Here is an 18,153-nt window from a genome sequence, read left to right as displayed (position 1 = left end):
GCCCAGCCCGGGCGCGCCGGACGGCGGCGCGGCGGGAGGCGGCGCACCCGGGCTGGGCGTGGCGGCGGGGGCACCCGGGGCCGGAGCACCCGGCTGGCCGGCCGCGGGACCCGGCGGCGCGGCCGGAGCCGACGCCACCGGCCCGCCGATGACCTCGCGGAACCGCAGCTGGGCGGTCTGGCCCAGCGAACGGGCCTGGTCACCCTCCTGGCCGGGCACCGTGATCGTCAGGTTGCTGCCGTCGAGCACCACCTCGGCGCCGCTGACGCCGAGGCCGTTGACCCGGTCCTCGATGATCTGCTGCGCCAGCAGGAGCTGGTCCCGGGGCGGCTCCGCGCCCGTCTCGGTGCGCGCCTGCAGGGTGACCCGCGTGCCGCCCTGCAGATCGATCCCTAGCTTGGGGGCGGCGCGACCGTCGCCGGTGAAGAACACCAGTGCGTAGAGCACGATGACGACACCGGCGAACGCCGCCAGGTAGCGCCAGGGACGGATCCGCCCCGGGGTGGTTGCCACTGCTGAATTCTCTTCCTGTCAGAAAACGCCCGCGTCAGTTGCGGGAGGTGCCGTTCGCGGAGTCGTCCTTCTCCAGCGACGGTGCCTTGTCCAGCGACGGCGTCTTGTCGTCGGTGGCCGAGGGAGACGCCTCGCCCGATGTCACCACCGGGGCGGCGGGCGCGTCGATGACGCCCGGCTCGACCACGCCCGGCTCGACCACCGGGTTGACCTTCTCACGGACCGCGGCGCGCACCCACGTGGTGACGACACCGTCCGCGATCTCGAGGTCGACGGTGTCCTCGTAGGACGCGTCGACGACCGTGGCCCGGAGACCCGACGTGGTCATGACCACGTCACCGACCTCCAGCGCGGCCTGCAGCTTCTGGGTCTCCGCGAGCTGACGGCGCTGGCGCCGCCCGGACAGGAAGATCGGGATGAACAGCAGCAGGATGAGTAGTGGGAACAGCAGCGAGAGGTCCATGGTCTCCGTATCTCCGCACGTCGAGAGCCACCCGAGTCTGCCAGCCCCCGCTCAGAACAACGCGGGAGGGCCACCCTGGGTGACGTTCGGTGGCGGAGTGATGCCCAGATGGGCCCAGGCAGCCGCCGTGGCCACCCGGCCCCGCGGCGTGCGGGCCAGCATTCCGGCCCGCACCAGGTACGGCTCGCAGACCTCTTCGACGGTACCGGGTTCCTCGCCGACAGCGACAGCGAGCGTGGAAACACCCACGGGTCCGCCGCCGAACGAGCGCACCAACGCGCCCAGCACGGCCCGGTCCAGCCGGTCGAGGCCCAGCTCGTCGACGTCGTAGACGGCCAGTGCGTCCCGCGCCACCTTCCGGGTGACCGCGCCGTCGGCACGCACCTGCGCGAAGTCGCGCACGCGGCGCAGCAGCCGGTTGGCGATCCGGGGGGTGCCCCGGGACCGCGAGGCGATCTCCTCGGCGCCGTCGCGGCGCAGGTCGACGTCGAGGATGACGGCCGCGCGGCGCAGCACGAGCTCCAGCTCGGCTGGCTCGTAGAACTCCATGTGCGCGGTGAAGCCGAACCGGTCGCGCAGCGGACCCGTGAGCGCACCCGACCGGGTGGTTGCTCCGACCAGCGTGAACGGGGCGATCTCCAGCGGGATGGACGTGGCGCCCGGGCCCTTCCCCACCACCACGTCGACCCGGAAGTCCTCCATCGCGAGGTACAGCATCTCCTCGGCCGGGCGGGCGATCCGGTGGATCTCGTCGATGAACAGCACGTCACCGGACTCGAGGTTGGACAGCATTGCGGCGAGGTCGCCGGCCCGTTCCAGCGCGGGCCCGGAGGTCAGCCTGATCGCGGCGCCCATCTCGGCCGCGACGATCAGCGCGAGGCTCGTCTTGCCCAGCCCCGGCGGCCCCGACAGCAGGATGTGGTCGGGCGGGTCCCCGCGGCGCCGCGCACCTTCCAGCACCAGCTCCAGCTGCTCGCGGACCCGGGGCTGCCCGATGAACTCGGTGAGGGTGCGTGGCCGCAGGGTGGCGTCGACCTCGAGGTCCTCCGGCTCGGGCCCGGGGGTCAAGGCGACGTCACTCACGACGCCACCCCCCGCCCCTCCGGCGCGACATGGACACATGTCGCTGTTGCGAGCACGCCCCGGACAGCCACAGGTGTCCATGTCGCGGGCCGGCTCATCGGGACCGGCCCAGGCGGGTCAGCGCGGCGCGCAGGAGCGCGCTCGCGTCGGTGTCGGCGCCGTCGCCTGCCAGCACCGCGTCCACGGCCTGCTCGGCGGGCTTCGCCGTGAACCCGAGACCGACGAGGGCCTCCACGACCTGCTCACGGCGCGGGTTCGCGCCGTTCGCCGTGGTCGGGAGCATGGCCGGGGCGGCCGACGGTGCGTCGACCTTGTCCTTGAGCTCCAGCACCAGGCGCTCGGCTCCCTTGCGGCCGATGCCGGGCACGCGGGTGATCGTGGTCAGGTCACCGTCGAGCAGGGCGCGGCGCAGCACGTCGGGAGCGAGCACGGCGAGCGTGGCGAGCGCGATGCGGGGCCCGATGCCGCTGACCGTCTGCAGCAGCCCGAACAGTTCGCGTTCCTCGTCGTCGGCGAAGCCGAACAGGGTGAGCGAGTCCTCCCGCACCACGAGTGCCGTGGCGAGGCGGCTCGGCTGCCCGCGCCGCAGCCCGGCCAGCGTGGCGGGCGTGGCGTACACGGCCAGGCCGACGCCCCCGACCTCGACGACGGCGTGGTCGAGCCCGATCTCCAGCACCTCGCCGCGCACCGAGCTGATCACGACGCCTCCTCCGCGGCCGTCGCCGCCGTCTTCGCCCCAGCCGCCTTCGCCCCGGCCGCCTTCGCCCCAGCCGCCTTCGCCGCGGCCGCCAGCCGGGCCCGGTGGGCGCGCGCCAGCTCGGCCGACCGGGCCTGTGCCTGTGCCATCCGGTCCAGCATGGGCGCCCGCCAGCAGTGGCAGATCGCCAGGGCCAGCGCATCGGCGGCGTCGGCGGGCCGGGGCGCCGTCTCGAGCCCGAGCAGGCGCGTGACCATGGTGGTGACCTGCTGCTTGCCGGCCCGGCCCTCGCCGGTGACGGCGGCCTTCACCTCGCTGGGCGTGTGGAACGCGACGGGCAGCCCGGCCCGCGCCGCGAGCAGCGCCACCACCCCGCTGGCCTGCGCGGTGCCCATCACGGTGCGGACGTTGTGCTGGCTGAACACCCGCTCGATCGCGACGACGTCGGGCCGGTGCCGCTCGATCCAGCGCTCGACCTCGGCCCCGACGGCCAGCAGCCGCTCGGCGACGGGCGCGTCGGCCGGGGTGGTGACGACGCCGACGTCCACGCACCGCACGGTGCGCCCACCGGCACCGTCGACGACCCCGAGCCCGCACCGGGTCAGCCCCGGGTCGACGCCGAGCACCCGCACACCGTCTCCTCTCGCGCGAACAGCCGTTCGAGAGGGCAGGCTACCGGCGCGGTATCCGGCCCCGATGGGGGCGCGCCGTCAGCGGGGGCCGCCTTTCCGTAGCACGCTGTGCGGCGTCAGCCACCGCACGCCGCGCGCAGGCCACTCGTCGCCCCGAGGAGCGAGCATGTCCCCGACCGATCGTCTCGGCACCTACCTCAACGACCACGTGGGAGGGGCGAATGCGGGCGTGGAGATGGCCCGGCAGCTCGAGGAGGCCGTCCGTGGCGAGCCGGCAGCCGCCGGGCTCGGGCCGATCGCCGCCGACGTCGAGGAGGACCTGGAGACGCTCCGCGGCCTGGTCGAGGCGCTCGGGGTCGGGAGCAACCCGGTGAAACAGGCCGCGGGCTGGATCGCGGAGAAGGTCCACCGGATCGGGGTGGACGAGCGGGTGACCCACAGCCGCGAGCTGACCCTGCTGCTGCAGGCCGAGAGCCTCGCGCTCGGTGTGGAGGGCAAGCTCGCGCTCTGGCTGTCGCTGCTGGAGGTGGCCCCCGCGTACCCCCAGCTCGCCACCGTCGACCTGCCCGCGCTGGCCGATCGGGCCCGGGACCAGCGGCGCCGGTTGGAGACCGTGCGGCTCGGCGCCGCCCGCGCCGCATTCGCCTCCACCGGCTGACCGGTCGGGCCCGGGCCGTCAGGCCACGTGCTGGGTGAGGCTGAACCAGTTGCCGGAGTCGTCACGGAACACGGCCTCGATCCCGTAGGGCCGCCGCGCGGGCTCCTGGACGAACACGACACCGCGGGCCGAGAGCTCCTCGTAGGTCTTCTGGCAGTCGTCGGTGCCCATCACCCCCGCGCCGAGTGCTCCCTTGGCGATCAGGGAGCGGATCTGGTCCGCGGCCTCCTGGTCCTGGCCCATCCCGACGGCGGCGAGGACGATCGCCAGGTCGGGCTGGTCGGGCGGGCTGACGGTGAGCCAGCGGAAGCCCCCGCCCGCCCCCTCGAACTCCGCGCCCATGGTGAGATCACCGCGCAGCTCGAACCCGAGCTTCTCGGTGTAGAACCGTTTCGCCGAGTCCTGGTCGAGCACGTACACGGTGGTGTGCGACATCCTGCTGATCATCTGGTCCTCCGGGTCGGTAACGGGATGCGCAGCAGACGCTAGGGCCGTTCCACCGCCGCGGGCTTCTCCGTGCTTGCGGTGGTGGCGCCGGGCCGGCCCCACGCCATGACGAAGCAGCCCGGCACCCGCGGAGCTCCCCGCTCGGCGTGCACCGTGCGGTACGCCGTGGGGGAGGCACCGACGAGCTCCGAGAACCGGGCGCTGAACGAGCCGAGGCTGCTGAAGCCGACGAGGTAACAGATCTCGGTGACCGTGAGGTTGGCCGAGCGCAGGAGATCCTGTGCCCGCTCCACCCGGCGGCGGGTGAGGTACTGGCCCGGCGTCTCGCCGTAGGCCGCGCGGAACCCGCGGGCGAAGTGGTAGCGGGAGAAGCCGGCGGCCCGGGCCATGGCGTCGAGGTCGAGAGGTTCGGCGTAGTGCCGGTCGATCAGGTCACGCGCTCGCCGCAGATGGAACACCGCGGGCACGGCAGGACCGCTCACACCCGCATCCTCCCGTACGGGCTCCCGCTCTCGCCTTCGACACCGGACGGAAACCCGCAGGCCGCATGCCGGGTGCCGGGCGGATGATCCGGATTCACCCGGGCCCGGCCGCCCTACGCTGCGACGATGCGCGACGACCGGATCCTGCTGCGCGAGTTCCTGCGCGCCCCCACCCAGGTCGCCACGGTGACGGCGAGCTCCGACGCGCTCGTCGCCGCGATGCTCGCCCCCCACGTGATCGGGGACGGGGCCGTGGTCGTCGAGCTGGGCGCGGGGACGGGACACCTCACCGACGCCGTGCAACGCCGCCTGGGCGGTCGCGGCCGCCACCTCGCCATCGAGCTCAGCCCCGTGCTGGCGCAGCGGCTGGCCGCCCGCCACCCCGCCGTCACCGTGGTATGCGCCGACGCGGCCGAGCTGCCCGCGGTGTTGCAGGCCCACGGGATCACCACGGCCGACGTGATCTGCAGCCTGCTGCCCTGGGCGGCCTACGCCGCCGCGCCGATCCCCGCCATCGCCGCCGCGGCCCTGGCGCCCACCGGCACGTTCACCCAGGTCTCGCTCCTGGGCACCCACCTGCTCCCCCCGGCCCGCCGGCAGGAACGCGACCTCAGGGCGGCGTTCACCGAGCTCACCGTGAGTCCGCCGGTGTGGCGCAACCTCCCCCCGGCCCGCATCCTCGCCGCCTCCGGACCGCGCGGCTGAGTCGCCGCGGGCGGTTCCGCGCCGGCCGGCTGTAGCGTCGATGCCGTGATCGAGGAGCCGGGTGCCGTGCCCGTGGAGATCGTCGAGCTGCTCGTCTCGCCCGTGCACGCCTACGAGGGACGCCCGCACGACGGCCCCCGTCCCGACCCGGACGGCACGCGGCCCGACGCCGTCGAGGTCCGCGCGGGCCTCGGCCTGGTCGGGGACCGGTACTACGGCCGCGCCGCGCACCGGAGGGCGGCCGTCACGTTCTTCGCGGCCGAGTCCCTCACCGAGATCGCCCACGAGCTCGGCCTCGCCGAGGTGCCCGACGCCGGGCTCACCCGGCGCAACGTGGTGCTGCGCGGCTTCCCGGTGGACCGGTTGGCCGCCGGACGCGGCACCGAAGGCGCGATCTTCAGCATCGACTCCGGTGCCGGGCCGGTGCGCTTCCGCGCGCACCGCGCGGCGAACCCCTGCGCCTGGATGGACGTGGTGCTCGCCCCGGGCGCGTTCCGCGCGATGCGGGGCCGGGGCGGGGTGCGCTGCGAACCGCTCGACGACGGGGTGCTGCGCCGCGGGCCCGCCGTGCTGCGCGTTGAGGCGCCGCCCTCCGGGCAGCCCGAGCCCGGTCAGTGGGCCGCGTCGTCCCAGCTGCGCCCGTAGCCCACCGAGACCTCCAGCGGCACGCTCAGCGAGGCGGCGGCGCCCATCTCGCGGCGCACGAGCGTCTCCACGACCTCGCGCTCACCCTCGGCGACCTCGAGCACCAGCTCGTCGTGCACCTGCAGCAGCATCCGGCTGCGCAGCCCCTCGCCGGTGAGCGCCCGGTGCACCCCGAGCATCGCGACCTTGATGATGTCGGCGGCGCTGCCCTGGATGGGGGCGTTGAGGGCCATCCGCTCGGCCATCTCGCGGCGCTGGCGATTGTCGCTCGTGAGGTCGGGCAGGTAGCGGCGGCGGCCCATGATCGTGGCGGTGAAGCCGTCCTTGCGGGCGATGTCGACCACACTGCGCAGGTAGTCGCGTACCCCGCCGAAGCCCTTGAAGTACTCGTCCATCAGGCCGCGGGCCTCCTCGGTGGAGATCCGCAGCTGCGCGGCGAGCCCGAACGCCGAGAGCCCGTAGGCCAGGCCGTAGTTCATCGCCTTGATCTTGGCGCGCTGCTCGGCCGACACCTCGGTGGGCTCGCAGCCGAAGACGCGCGCGGCCGTCTGGGCGTGGAAGTCGTGACGCGACCGGAACGCCTCGATCAGCGCCGAGTCCTCCGACAGGTGCGCCATGATCCGCATCTCGATCTGGCTGTAGTCGGCTGTCATCAGCTCGGCGTACTCCGGGCCCACCACGAACGTCTCGCGGATGCGCCGGCCCGCCGCCGTGCGGATCGGGACGTTCTGCAGGTTGGGCTCGGTGGAGCTCAGCCGGCCCGTGGCCGCGATCGTCTGGCTGTAGGTGGTGTGGATCCGCCCGTCGTCGGCCACCGACTTGAGCAGCCCGTCGACGGTGACCTTGAGCCGGGTGGCGTCGCGGTGCAGCAGCAGGTGGGAGAGGAACTCGTGCCCGGTCTGCTCGAAGAGCGTCTGCAGCGCGTCGGCGTCGGTGGTGTAGCCGGTCTTGGTGCGCTTGGTCTTCGGCATGTTGAGCTCGTCGAACAGCACGGTCTGCAGCTGCTTCGGCGACCCGAGGTTGATCTCCTTGCCGATCACCGCGTAGCTGTCCTGCGCGGCCTGCTTCACCTGCGCGGCGAACTCGGACTCCAGCGCGGCGAGCGCCTCGCCGTCGACCGCGATGCCGGCCTGCTCCAGGTCGGCCAGCACGAACTCCAGCGGCAGCTCGAGCTCCGCCAGCAGCTCGGTGCCGCCGCGTTCGGCCAGCTCGGCGTCGAGGGCGTCGGCCAGCTCCGCGACGGCGGACGCGGCGATCATCTGCGCCTGGGCGCGCGCGGCGTCGGCCTCCTCCTCGCCCCCGAGAAGGGAGAGCTGGCCGTCCTCGGCCTCGCCGTCGGACCGCAGCTCGCGGCGCAGGTAGCGCAGCGCGAGGTCGGCCAGGTCGAAGCTGCGCTGGCCCGGCCGGGACAGGTAGGCGGCCAGCGCGGTGTCGCTGGTGAGGCCGGCGAGGCTCCAGCCGCGCCCGCGCAGCGCGTGCAGCGCCGACTTGGCGTCGTGGGCGGCCTTCGGCACGCCCGGGTCGGCGAGCCACTCCCCCAGCGCGGCCTCGTCGTCGGGCGTGAGCACGGTGACGTCGAGATAGCCGGCCTGCGGAACGCCCGCGGTGGCTCCGGCGGCCCTGGCCTCGACCGTGGGCTCGCCCGCGGCGAGCCCGATGCCGGCGAGGTCGGCCGCCGTGGGGCCGCCGGTGAGGCCGTGGAAGGCCAGGCCGACGCGGCGACCGTCGCGGGCGTGCGCGTCGAGCCAGGCCCGCACACCGCCCGGCTCGATGGCCCCGCCCTGCACCTCGATGCCGCCCTCGGCCTCCGGCTCCGCGCTCTGCAGCGTGGCGAACAGCCGCTCGCGCAGCACCCGGAACTCCAGCTCGTCGAACAGCCGGTGGACGGCGTCGCGGTCCCACGGCCGCAGCTCGAGATCGGCGGGTGCCGCCTCGAGCGGGACGTCGCGGATCAGCTCGGTGAGCTGGCGGTTGAGCAGCACTCCGGCCAGGTGGGCGCGCAGCGCGTCGCCCGCCTTGCCCTTGACCTCGTCGACGCGGTCGGTGAGCTCGGCGAGCGAGCCGAACTCGCGGACCCACTTCGCGGCGGTCTTCTCCCCGACGCCCGGGATGCTGGGCAGGTTGTCGCTGGGGTCGCCCCGCAGCGCGGCGAAATCGGGGTACTGGGCCGGGGTGAGTCCGTAGCGGTTCATCACCTCGGCCGGGTCGATGCGGCCCAGGTCGGACACCCCGCGCTTCGGGTACAGCACCATGACGTCGTCGCTGACCAGCTGGAACGCGTCGCGGTCGCCGGTGGTGATCAGCACCTGGAAGCCATCGGCCTCCGCCTGCGTGGCGAGGGTGGCGATCAGGTCGTCGGCCTCGTAGCCCTCGACGCCGAACTCCGGGATGGCGAGCGCCCGCAGCACCTCCTTGATGAGGTCGACCTGGCCGCGGAAGTCGTCGGGAGTGGCCGAGCGGTTGGCCTTGTACTCGGTGTAGCGCTCGGAGCGGAACGTGGAGCGCGAGACGTCGAAGCACACCGCGAGATGGGTGGGCTGCTCGTCGCGCAGCAGGTTGATGAGCATCGAGGTGAAGCCGTAGACCGCATTGGTGGTCTGCCCCGTGCCGGTGCGGAAGTTCTCGGCAGGCAGCGCGAAGAACGCGCGGTAGGCGAGCGAGTGCCCGTCGAGCAGCAGCAGCCGCTTTCCCGTGGACGACGGCGCGGCGGGCGCCGGCGCGGCCGGCTTGCGAGGGGTGCGGGTGGCGGGGCTCATCGACGGCGAGTCTAGGACCGTGCCCCGACAGTTCCGCACACGGACAGGCTCCGTTCGCGAGGGGCCGGGAACCACAGGGCCCGTTCCGCCGTTCCCGTGGTGACATGTGATCGTCCGTCCGGTTCATCCCGATAGGGTGGATCGGCGGGACCGACAACAGATGCGGAGCAGTACGTGAGCGTCAGCCTCTCCAAGGGTGGAAACGTCAGCCTCACCAAGGAGGCCCCCGGCCTCACGGCCGTGGTCATCGGCCTCGGCTGGGACGTCCGATCCACCACCGGCACCGACTTCGACCTCGACTCCTCGGCGATCGTGGCCAAGGCCGACGGCAAGGCCGTGTCCGACAAGCACTTCGTGTTCTTCAACAACCTCACCACCCCCGACGGCACCGTCGAGCACACCGGCGACAACACCACCGGCGAGGGCTCGGGCGACGACGAGCAGGTCAAGGTCAACCTGGCCGGTATGGCCGCCGAGGTCGACAAGATCGTGTTCGCCGTGAGCATCTACGACGCCGACGCGCGCTCGCAGAGCTTCGGCCAGGTCCGCAACGCCTTCATCCGGGTCGTCAACCAGGCGGGCGGCGCCGAGATCGCCCGCTACGACCTCAGCGAGGACGCCTCCACGGAGACGGCCATGGTCTTCGGGGAGCTGTACCGCAACGGTGCCGAGTGGAAGTTCCGCGCGGTCGGCCAGGGCTACGCGTCGGGCCTCACGGGGATCGCCCGCGACTACGGCGTCAACGTCTGACCCGGCCGGTGGCCATCGACTACACCAAACGGCGTCCGGCCACACCGGCGGCGGGCAGCGCGAGCGGCGACGGGGTGTCGCTGTCGAAGGTCACGCTCACGAAGTCCGCGCCGAGCGTCTCGCTCACCAAGCGCGGCGCCACCGGCGGTGAGCTGCGGGTCAACCTGCAGTGGACGTCGGGTGAGGTGGCCCGCGGCGGCCTGTTCGGCAAGCGGCGCGGCCGGTCGATCGACCTGGACCTCGCCTGCCTGTGGGAGTTCAGCGACGGCAGCAAGGGCGTCGTGCAGGCGCTGGGCAACGCGTTCCAGGCGCCGTACCAGGGCGCGCCGATCATCCGGCTCGACGGCGACGACCGCTCGGGCTCCGCCGCTGGCGGCGAGAACATGATGATCGACCTGTCCCGGGTCGACGAGATCCGCCGCATCCTCGTGTTCGCGTTCATCTACGAGGGCACGCCGAACTGGGCGGGCGCCGACGGCGTCGTGACGCTGCATCCCGCGTCGGGGCCCGAGATCGAGGTGCGCCTCGACGAGCACGACACCGGGTCGCCGACCTGCGTGATCGCGATGCTCGAGAACCAGGGCGGGGAGATGCTGGTGCGCCGCGAGGTGCGCTACGTCAGCGGTGGGCAGGCCGACGTCGACCGGGCGTACGGCTGGGGAATGGAGTGGGCGCGCGGGCGTAAGTGACCTGCGCCGACGACCGCGCTCCCGGTAGGTGCCACACCGGGCGACTTCGGAAAGGGATCGCACCGTGCGGCACTTCGCCTACCTGAGCGCGCCGGAGACGGACGCGCTGTTCGAGACGCCACCGGAGCCGTTCCACCGCGACAGCGGCCGGGACCTGCTCTCGGTGGCGCTCGGCGCCACGCTCTACATGCCGGCCACCCGGCCGTCCCTCACCGCCGACATCACCAAGCAGGCGGCCGCCGGTGTCACGTCGGTGGTCGTCTGCCTGGAGGACTCCATCGCGGACGACGAGGTGGCCGAAGGCGAGGCCAACCTCGTCGCGACGCTCCGCGACCTGCACGAGCAGCCGCAGACCGAACCGCCGCTGCTGTTCGTCCGGGTCCGGCGCGCGGCGCAGATCCCCGCGCTGGTGGCCCGGCTCGGGCCGGCCGCCACGGTGCTCGACGGGTTCGTGATGCCGAAGTTCACCGCGGCCAGCGGCACCGAGTACCTGCACGCCATCGACGACGCCGACCGCCTGGCCGGCACCACGCTGCTGGCGATGCCGGTGATCGAGTCGGGGGCCGTGCTCTACGCCGAGACCCGCGTCGACGAGCTGACGCGGCTGCGCGCGCTGCTGCACCGCGACCGGCGCCGGATCCTGGCGGTGCGCCTGGGCGCCACCGACCTGTGCGCCCTGTACGGGCTGCGCCGCTCGCCCGACCTGTCGATCTACGACGTCAAGGTGGTGAGCAGCCTCATCTCCGACGTCGTCAACGTGCTGGGCCGGGCCGACGGCAGCGGCTTCACCGTCACCGGGCCGGTGTGGGAGTACTACGGCGTCGAGCGGATCTTCAAACCGCAGCTGCGCGCCTCCCCGTTCGCCGAGCACAACGAGCGGGAGCTGCGCGGCCGGCTCGTGGGCCGGGCGATCGACGGGCTCATCCGCGAGGTGTCGCTCGACCGGGCCAACGGCCTCACCGGCAAGACCGCGATCCACCCGAGCCACGTCGCCGTCGTCCACGCGCTGTCGGTGGTGACGAGCGAGGAGCACCGGGACGCCTCCGACGTCCTGCGGGCAGACCGGGCAGGCGGCGTGCTGGCGTCCGGTCATCGCAACAAGATGAACGAGATCGGCCCGCACACCGCGTGGGCCCGCCGGACGATGCTGCGGGCCCGCGCGTTCGGGGTGGCCGCCGAGGACGTCTCGTTCGTCGACCTGCTGGCTGCGAGCCTGCCCCGATGACCGGCATCACGAGCGAGCGGCGCGCTCCCCTCGCCGAGCGGCTCGGCATCCGGCTCCGCGACGTCGGCGCGGGAGCCGATCCCGCCGTGCTGCTGGGTCTGGCGCTGCGGCGCAACCCGCGCCGGGCGCAGCTGCTCGTGTCGCGGGTGCTCGGCAAGCACGTCCCCACCGACCCCCGCCTGGTCCGCGCCGCAGGGCTGCTGCTGGGCGGCCTGGTGGCCGACACACTGGCCGGTACGCCGCTGCGGCCGCTGCCGGTGGCGGGGCTGCACGCCGCCGTCCGGGGCGACCGCGAGGCTGCGGCGCAGCTGCACGCCGAGGCCGAGCAGGCGATCGGGAGGGAGCCCGGCGCGCTCGTCCTCGGCTTCGCCGAGACGGCCACCGCGCTGGCCCACTGCGTCGCCGAAGGGCTGGGCGGGGCGGCCTGCCTGCACTCCACGCGCCGGCCGGTGCCCGGGTACGCCGTCGCGGGCGGCTTCACCGAGGAGCACTCGCACGCCACCCACCACCTGCTGCTGCCCGCCGACACCGCACTGCTCCACAGCGGGGCGCCGCTCGTGCTCGTGGACGACGAGCTGAGCACCGGGCGCACCGCGCTGAACACGATCACCGCACTGCACCGCACGGCCCCGCGCGAGCACTACGTCGTGGCGGCGCTGGTGGACGTCCGGCCTGCCGGGAACGAGCTGGTCGACGGGGTCGCGGCGCTGGGCGCCCGGCTGGACGTCGTCGCGCTCGCCCGAGCCGCGATCGAGCTGCCCGCCGACCTCGCCGACCGCGCGGCCGCACTCCGCGCCGAGCTCGGTGACGCGCTCCCGCCGCCACCGGTCCCGCCCCCGCACGGCCGAGAACCGCGCCTGCCGACTGTTGCGCTCGCCGACCTCGGCTGGCCGGCCGGGGTGCCGGCCGGCGCCCGGCACGGGTTCACGCCCCACGACCACCGACGGCTCGCGGACGCGCTGCCCCGCCTCGGCGCCGGTCTCGCCCGCGCGGCCGGGCTGGTGCCCGGGGAGCGGACGCTGGTGCTCGGCACTGAGGAGCTCATGCACCTGCCCCTGCGGCTCGCCCAGACCCTCGCCGACGCCGGCCACCACGTGGCGTTCTCCAGCACCACGCGCTCCCCCGCCGTCGTCGTCGCGGCGCAGGGGTACGCCCTCACCAGCGGGATCACGTTCCCGGCCCACGACGATCCCGCCGACGGTCCGGGGCCCCGCTTCGCCTACAACGTCGGGGGCGGGGACGGCCCGGCGTGGGACCACGTCCTCGTCGTCGTCGACCCGCCGGCGGACACGGCCGCGCTGCGGTCCGGTCTCCTCCCGGCGCTCGCGCAGCACACCCGCCGCACGAGCCTGGTGGTCACGCCGTGACCCCCGCCCCGCTGCGCGGTCCGCATTTCGGCAGCTACGCCCCCGACGACGTGGGGTGGCTGCTCACCGACCTGTCCGGTGTCGCGCTGGAGGCTCCCACGGAGGAGCGCGAGGAGGCCGTCCAGAGCGGCGAGGGCCACTACGCCGAGTCGCTCCCGCACGAGTACCTCCCGGATGCGAGCTACCTGGCGCTGTACCGCGCGGCGCTCGCCGCCACCGCTCCCCGGTTGGCGCACGCCGTCGGCACGGTCACCGAGCTGGTGCTCCGGGAACGCGGGCCCGACGTGGTGCTCGCCTCCCTCGCCCGCGGAGGCACCCCGGTCGGCGTGCTGATGCGGCGCTGGGCGGCGTGGGCCCACGGGCTGGATCTACCGCACTACGCCGTCTCCATCGTGCGCGGGCGCGGCATCGACCGGCTCGCGCTGCGCCACCTCGCCGAGCACCACGACCCGTCCCGCGTGGTGTTCGTGGACGGCTGGACGGGCAAGGGTGCGATCACCCGGGAGCTCGCGGCGGCCGTGGCCGAGCACGAGCGCGACACCGGGGTGCGGTTCGACCCCGACCTCGCGGTGCTCGCCGACCCCGGACGCTGCACCACCACGTTCGGCACGCGGGAGGACTGGCTGATCGCGTCCGCCTGCCTGAACTCGACGGTGTCGGGGCTGGTCTCCCGCACGGTGCTGAACCCGCGCCTGCTCGGGCCCCACCAGTACCACGGGGCCAAGTTCTACAAGCACCTCGCGCGGTCCGACGTCTCGCACGGCTTCGTCAGCGCGGTCACCACGAAGTTCGCCGGAGTCCACGACACCGCGCCGCCGTCCGACCGGGTCGCCGACGGCGCGGGCAGGCGTGCCGTCGAGCGCATCACCCAGGCCTACGACGTCGGCGACGTCAACCTCGTGAAGCCCGGGGTCGGCGAGACCACCCGGGTGCTGCTGCGCCGGGTGCCGTGGCGGGTGCTGGTGCGCGCCGGGGCACCGGCCGCCGACCTCGCGCACATCCGGTTGCTGGCGCAGCGCCGCGGCGTTCCGGTCGAGGAGGTGGCCGACCTGCCCTACAGCTGTGTGGGGTTGATCCGCCCCCGGCACGCCCGCCGTCCCGTCCTCCGCCCCACCACCGGCGCACGGACGGCGGCGCCGTGACGGCCGGCGCGACCACGGACGGCCGTCCGGTCGTCTGCCTCGACCTCGACCGCACCACCATCTACTCCGCCGCCGCCCTCGACCTGCGCGTGCCCGACCAGCACGCCCCGCGGCTGCTGTGCGTCGAGGTCCTGGCCGGCGTCCCCCAGTCGTTCATGACCGAGGAGGCCGTTCACGCCTTCCGCTCGCTGCAGGGCGCCGCCGTCGTCGTCCCGACCACCACGCGCACACCCGAGCAGCTCGCCCGCGTCCACCTGCCGGGGCCGGCTGCCCGGTTCGCGATCGCGAGCAACGGCGGCCACCTGCTCGTCGACGGCGAGATCGACCCCGGCTGGAGTGCCGGCGTGCGCGCGCGGCTCGCGGGGTGCGCGCCGCCCGCCGAGGTCGAGGCCCACATGCAGGCCCGCGGCGGCCCGTTCATGCTGCGGCTGCGCACCGCGAGTGAGCTGTTCTGCTACGCCGTGGTGGACCGGGCCGCCCTGCCGGCCGGCTGGGTGGAGGCGCTCGCCGGCTGGTGCGCGCCCCGCGGCTGGACGGTGTCGCTGCAGGGCCGCAAGGTCTACGCCGTGCCCGCCGGCCTCACGAAGTCGGCGGCAGCGGCCGAGGTGCTCGCCCGGTCCGGCGGCACGCACCTGCTCGCCGCTGGCGACTCCCTGCTCGACGCCGACCTGCTCGACGCGGCCGACCTCGCGATCCGCCCGGCCCACGGCGAGCTCGCCACCACCGGCTTCACCCGGCCGCACCTGGCCGTCACCACCGCAACCGGAGCCGCGGCAGGCGCCGAGCTGCTGGCCTGGCTGTCCGAACGGGCCGGAGCGTTCGTCCTGACCGGCTCCGGCAAGCCCTGATCACACCGAAAATCACCAGGAGGAACGCTTCATGGCGCTGTGGGACAAGCTCAAGGAACGTGCGCTCGACATGACCTCGCAGGCGAAGACGCAGGCCGGCAAGCACAAGAACAAGGAGTTCGCGGACGCGAGCATGGCCGTGTGCGCGCTCATCGCCGCAGCCGACGGCACCATCAGCGCGGAGGAGCGCCAGAAGACGGCGGGCTTCATCACGAGCAACGACGCCCTGTCGATCTTCCCGGCCACCGAGCTGCTGGAGAGGTTCAACCACTTCGCCGGCAAGCTCGAGAGCGACTACGACTTCGGCAAGGTCGAGGCGGTCCAGGCCCTGTCGAAGCTGAAGGGGAAGCCGGACGCCGCCCGCGCCGTGATCCAGGTCGGCATCATCATCGGCGGGGCGGACGGCGAATTCGACAAGAACGAGATGCAGGCCGTCCGCGAATCGTGCAACGCCGTCGGCGTGGCGCCCTCGGAGTTCGACCTGTAGCGCAGCAGGGCTCCCCGGCGTGATCCGCCGGGGAGCCCGTCGTGCACGGCCCGACCGTCAGATGTGGGCGGCCGTGGCCGGCAGGAGCTCCTGGAACGTGCGCCCGGTGGCCACGGCCCCGATCGCCGTCATCGTCCAGCCACCGCCGTCGCCCCGGCCCACCTTGGCCATGATCTGCGCGTTGTGCTGCCCGGAGCCCGAGAGCACGAAACGGGCCAGCTCGTCGCCCGTGGTCTGGTCGACGAGCCGGCAGAAGGCGTTCTCGATCTGCGAGAAGTCCTGCCCGGTGAACGAGCTCACCACGAACGCGATCTGCGTGATTCCGGCCGGAAGCCGCGCGAGATCCACCAGGATCGTCTCGTCGTCGCCGTCCCCGGCGCCGGTCTGGTTGTCGCCCGTGTGCTGCACCGAGCCGTCCTGGCTGCGCAGCTGCCGGAACCACACCGCGTCGACCAGGTCGCCGCGCGCGTCGAAGAGCAGCGCGGAGGCGTCCAGGTCGATCTGCTGCGACTTGGAGCCGAACAGGCCGCGCTTCTTCACCGCGTCCCAGCCCAGCCCCATCCGGACCACGCTCAGGCTGCCACCGTCGCGTTTGGCGAGCGAAACCTTCTGACCCTTGGTCAGGTTGATCGACACACGTACTCCGTTCATCGGCACACGGGGAGCGACCGGACGCCGTGACACAGCGCGCGTCCGATCGGGGTGATTCGTCCATAGTGCCCGAAATCGGAGTACCCCGGGGCTTCGGCCCCGCGGAAACGAAACGGCACCCTCGCCCGGGCGGCCGGGGCGAAGGTGCCGTTCGCAGGAACTCAGGAGCTAGGCGTTGACCTCTTCGAGAACCTCGTCGGAGACGTCGAAGTTCGCGTAGACGTTCTGCACCTCGTCGCTGTCCTCCAGCGCGTCGATCAGCCGGAACACCTTCTTGGCCGCCTCGGCGTCGAGCGGCACGGACATCGACGGCAGGAAGGTGGGGTCGGCCGAGTCGTAGTCGATGCCGGCCTCCTGCAGCGCCGTGCGCACCGGGATCAGGTCGCCCGCCTCGGACACGACCTCGAAGCTCTCCCCGAGGTCGTTGACCTCCTCGGCGCCGGCGTCGAGCACGGCGAGCAGCAGGTCGTCCTCGGTGAGGCTCGAGGCGTTCGGGGAGGCGGCCTTCGGGACGATCACCACGCCCTTGCGCGTGAAGAGGTACGCCACGGAGCCGGGGTCGGCCATCGCGCCACCGTTGCGCGTCATCGCCGTGCGCACCTCGGTGGCGGCGCGGTTGCGGTTGTCGGTGAGGCACTCGATGAGCACCGCGACGCCGTTGGGGCCGTAGCCCTCGTAGGTGATCGTCTGGTAGTCGGCGCCACCGGCGTCGGCGCCCGAGCCGCGCTTGACCGCACGGTCGATGTTGTCGTTGGGCACCGAGCTCTTCTTCGCCTTCTGGATGGCGTCGAAGAGCGTGGGGTTGCCGTCTGGGTCACCGCCGCCCGTGCGCGCGGCGACCTCGATGTTCTTGATCAGCTTGGCGAACATCTTGCCGCGCCGGGCGTCGATGACGGCCTTCTTGTGCTTGGTCGTCGCCCACTTGGAGTGGCCGCTCATCGAGTTTCGCCGTCCTTTCCCAGCTCATGCTCACCTGCCGGGACCCGGACGTCCGTCGCCGGCCTCCTGCCGCGCGGACCGGATGACACCGACCTCTGCCTGATCGTGGCGATTCTACCGACCCGCTCCGACAACGGGCGGCACCGCCACCTCACGCCGCCCGCGCGCTCTCCTTCACGAGGTCGCAGAACAGCCCGTGCACCCGCAGATCACCGGTGAGCTCCGGGTGGAAGGCCGTGGCGATCACCGATCCCTGCCGTACGGCGACCACCCGCCCGGCCGCCGCGCCCGCGTCGGCGCCCGTGACCGTCAACCGCGGCACGGTGGCGAGCACCTCCACCCCGGGCCCCGTGGACTCCACCCACGGCGCGCGGATGAACACCGCGCGCATCGGGTCGCCCAGGAGACCGCGGAAGCGCAGGTCGGTCTCGAAGGAGTCGACCTGGCGGCCGAACGCGTTGCGCCGGACCACGACGTCCAGGCCGCCGAGCTGCTGCTGGTCGGGACGCCCGTCCAGCACCTCGCGGGCGAGCAGGATCATCCCGGCACACGACCCGTACGCCGGCATCCCGGCGGCGATCCGGTCGCGCAGCGGGTCGAGCAGGTCGAAGACCTCCAGCAGCCTGCTCATCGTGGTGGACTCCCCGCCGGGGATCACGAGCGCGTCGACCGCGTCGAGCTCCGACGGGCGGCGCACCGCGACACCACGGACGTCACCACAGGCCGTCACGGCGGCCAGATGCTCGCGGACGTCACCCTGCAGGGCGAGCACACCGATCACGGGAACCACGGTGACCAGCGTAGTCGCCGCCCCCTCCCCCGGCCCGCACACCACCGCGGGGTGGTGATCGCCACGAACCGCACCCTACGGCCCCGCGAAGGGCGATCACGTGCGGCTCGCCGCGATCACCCACCCCGGCCCGCCGAATCCGGGCGACTCGCCCGCGCGAAACGGGCGACTCGCGGGCGGGTTC

General features: G+C 73.5%; 20 protein-coding genes and 1 pseudogene. 10 read left to right on the top strand and 11 right to left on the bottom strand.

Annotated features, from left to right (window positions below; translation table 11 throughout):
• The 5 genes and pseudogenes from HF577_RS30685 to ruvC form a co-directional block, all read right to left on the bottom strand.
• Nucleotides 1–513, bottom strand: a pseudogene (locus tag HF577_RS30685) (protein translocase subunit SecD); the annotation flags it as partial.
• Between the two features lie 34 nt (nt 514–547).
• Nucleotides 548–976, bottom strand: coding sequence for a preprotein translocase subunit YajC (gene yajC, locus HF577_RS30680; RefSeq protein ID WP_211175079.1), 429 nt, complete (start codon nt 974–976; stop codon nt 548–550).
• Between the two features lie 51 nt (nt 977–1,027).
• Nucleotides 1,028–2,059: a Holliday junction branch migration DNA helicase RuvB gene (gene ruvB, locus HF577_RS30675; protein WP_312859482.1), complete on the bottom strand. Its 1,032-nt coding sequence runs from the start codon at nt 2,057–2,059 to the stop codon at nt 1,028–1,030.
• Between the two features lie 94 nt (nt 2,060–2,153).
• Nucleotides 2,154–2,759 carry a Holliday junction branch migration protein RuvA gene (ruvA, locus tag HF577_RS30670; RefSeq protein ID WP_169399480.1) on the bottom strand — a complete coding sequence of 202 codons (606 nt, stop codon included), beginning with the start codon at nt 2,757–2,759 and terminating at the stop codon, nt 2,154–2,156.
• Nucleotides 2,756–3,388: a crossover junction endodeoxyribonuclease RuvC gene (gene ruvC, locus HF577_RS30665; RefSeq protein WP_169399479.1), complete on the bottom strand. Its 633-nt coding sequence runs from the start codon at nt 3,386–3,388 to the stop codon at nt 2,756–2,758. The genes ruvA and ruvC overlap by 4 nt, the downstream gene beginning before the upstream one ends.
• Nucleotides 3,389–3,554: 166 nt before the next feature.
• On the opposite strand from ruvC, the gene HF577_RS30660 reads away from it, so the two are divergent.
• On the top strand, nt 3,555–4,046 hold the full coding sequence (locus tag HF577_RS30660) for a hypothetical protein (RefSeq protein ID WP_169399478.1): 492 nt from the start codon (nt 3,555–3,557) through the stop codon (nt 4,044–4,046).
• An 18-nt stretch (nt 4,047–4,064) separates the two neighbouring features.
• Here HF577_RS30660 and HF577_RS30655 read toward each other — a convergent pair whose 3' ends face one another.
• Nucleotides 4,065–4,481 (bottom strand): VOC family protein, encoded by a 417-nt coding sequence (locus HF577_RS30655; RefSeq protein ID WP_425563881.1) that lies wholly within the window; start codon nt 4,479–4,481, stop codon nt 4,065–4,067.
• A 50-nt stretch (nt 4,482–4,531) separates the two neighbouring features.
• On the bottom strand, nt 4,532–4,975 hold the full coding sequence (locus HF577_RS30650) for an AraC family transcriptional regulator (RefSeq protein ID WP_312859481.1): 444 nt from the start codon (nt 4,973–4,975) through the stop codon (nt 4,532–4,534).
• Between the two features lie 126 nt (nt 4,976–5,101).
• On the opposite strand from HF577_RS30650, the gene HF577_RS30645 reads away from it, so the two are divergent.
• Together HF577_RS30645 and HF577_RS30640 are read left to right on the top strand one after the other, a co-directional pair.
• The gene (locus tag HF577_RS30645; protein WP_169399476.1) at nt 5,102–5,680 is read left to right on the top strand and encodes a class I SAM-dependent methyltransferase; all 579 of its coding nucleotides are present in this window, start codon (nt 5,102–5,104) and stop codon (nt 5,678–5,680) included.
• A gap of 45 nt (nt 5,681–5,725) precedes the next feature.
• The gene (locus HF577_RS30640) at nt 5,726–6,325 is read left to right on the top strand and encodes an MOSC domain-containing protein (protein WP_312859480.1); all 600 of its coding nucleotides are present in this window, start codon (nt 5,726–5,728) and stop codon (nt 6,323–6,325) included.
• Here the strand turns inward: HF577_RS30640 and polA are convergent.
• Entirely contained in the window at nt 6,292–9,081 is a 2,790-nt protein-coding gene (gene polA, locus HF577_RS30635; RefSeq protein ID WP_169399475.1) for a DNA polymerase I, read from the bottom strand. The genes HF577_RS30640 and polA overlap by 34 nt on opposite strands.
• Nucleotides 9,082–9,255: 174 nt before the next feature.
• Between polA and HF577_RS30630 the strand changes: the two genes are divergently transcribed.
• From HF577_RS30630 to HF577_RS30600, 7 genes are all read left to right on the top strand, one after another.
• Entirely contained in the window at nt 9,256–9,831 is a 576-nt protein-coding gene (locus HF577_RS30630; RefSeq protein ID WP_169399474.1) for a TerD family protein, read from the top strand.
• 8 nt (nt 9,832–9,839) lie between these two features.
• Nucleotides 9,840–10,520 (top strand): TerD family protein, encoded by a 681-nt coding sequence (locus tag HF577_RS30625; protein WP_169399473.1) that lies wholly within the window; start codon nt 9,840–9,842, stop codon nt 10,518–10,520.
• Nucleotides 10,521–10,584: 64 nt separating this feature from the next.
• Nucleotides 10,585–11,745: an HpcH/HpaI aldolase/citrate lyase family protein gene (locus HF577_RS30620; RefSeq protein WP_169399472.1), complete on the top strand. Its 1,161-nt coding sequence runs from the start codon at nt 10,585–10,587 to the stop codon at nt 11,743–11,745.
• Entirely contained in the window at nt 11,742–13,112 is a 1,371-nt protein-coding gene (locus HF577_RS30615; RefSeq protein WP_169399471.1) for a phosphoribosyltransferase family protein, read from the top strand. Before HF577_RS30620 ends, HF577_RS30615 begins: the two co-directional genes overlap by 4 nt.
• Nucleotides 13,109–14,254, top strand: coding sequence for a cysteine protease StiP family protein (locus tag HF577_RS30610; protein ID WP_169399470.1), 1,146 nt, complete (start codon nt 13,109–13,111; stop codon nt 14,252–14,254). The genes HF577_RS30615 and HF577_RS30610 overlap by 4 nt, the downstream gene beginning before the upstream one ends.
• On the top strand, nt 14,251–15,102 hold the full coding sequence (locus HF577_RS30605; protein ID WP_169399469.1) for an HAD family hydrolase: 852 nt from the start codon (nt 14,251–14,253) through the stop codon (nt 15,100–15,102). Before HF577_RS30610 ends, HF577_RS30605 begins: the two co-directional genes overlap by 4 nt.
• Nucleotides 15,103–15,133: 31 nt before the next feature.
• Nucleotides 15,134–15,589: a tellurite resistance TerB family protein gene (locus HF577_RS30600; protein WP_169399468.1), complete on the top strand. Its 456-nt coding sequence runs from the start codon at nt 15,134–15,136 to the stop codon at nt 15,587–15,589.
• Between the two features lie 57 nt (nt 15,590–15,646).
• Here HF577_RS30600 and HF577_RS30595 read toward each other — a convergent pair whose 3' ends face one another.
• The 3 genes from HF577_RS30595 to pdxT all read right to left on the bottom strand — a co-directional run bounded on the left by HF577_RS30595 (nt 15,647) and on the right by pdxT (nt 17,969).
• Nucleotides 15,647–16,225 (bottom strand): TerD family protein, encoded by a 579-nt coding sequence (locus HF577_RS30595; RefSeq protein ID WP_169399467.1) that lies wholly within the window; start codon nt 16,223–16,225, stop codon nt 15,647–15,649.
• Nucleotides 16,226–16,408: 183 nt separating this feature from the next.
• Nucleotides 16,409–17,179: a YebC/PmpR family DNA-binding transcriptional regulator gene (locus tag HF577_RS30590; RefSeq protein ID WP_169399466.1), complete on the bottom strand. Its 771-nt coding sequence runs from the start codon at nt 17,177–17,179 to the stop codon at nt 16,409–16,411.
• Between the two features lie 151 nt (nt 17,180–17,330).
• Nucleotides 17,331–17,969 carry a pyridoxal 5'-phosphate synthase glutaminase subunit PdxT gene (gene pdxT / locus HF577_RS30585; RefSeq protein ID WP_407692255.1) on the bottom strand — a complete coding sequence of 213 codons (639 nt, stop codon included), beginning with the start codon at nt 17,967–17,969 and terminating at the stop codon, nt 17,331–17,333.
• Between the last annotated feature and the right edge of the window lie 184 nt (nt 17,970–18,153).

The sequence above is a fragment of the Pseudonocardia xinjiangensis genome (assembly GCF_012911925.1).
Classification (GTDB): Bacteria; Actinomycetota; Actinomycetes; order Mycobacteriales; family Pseudonocardiaceae; genus Pseudonocardia; species Pseudonocardia xinjiangensis.
The sequence above is the reverse complement of the archived record's forward strand: the minus strand, read 5'-3'. Positions and strand labels throughout refer to the sequence as shown.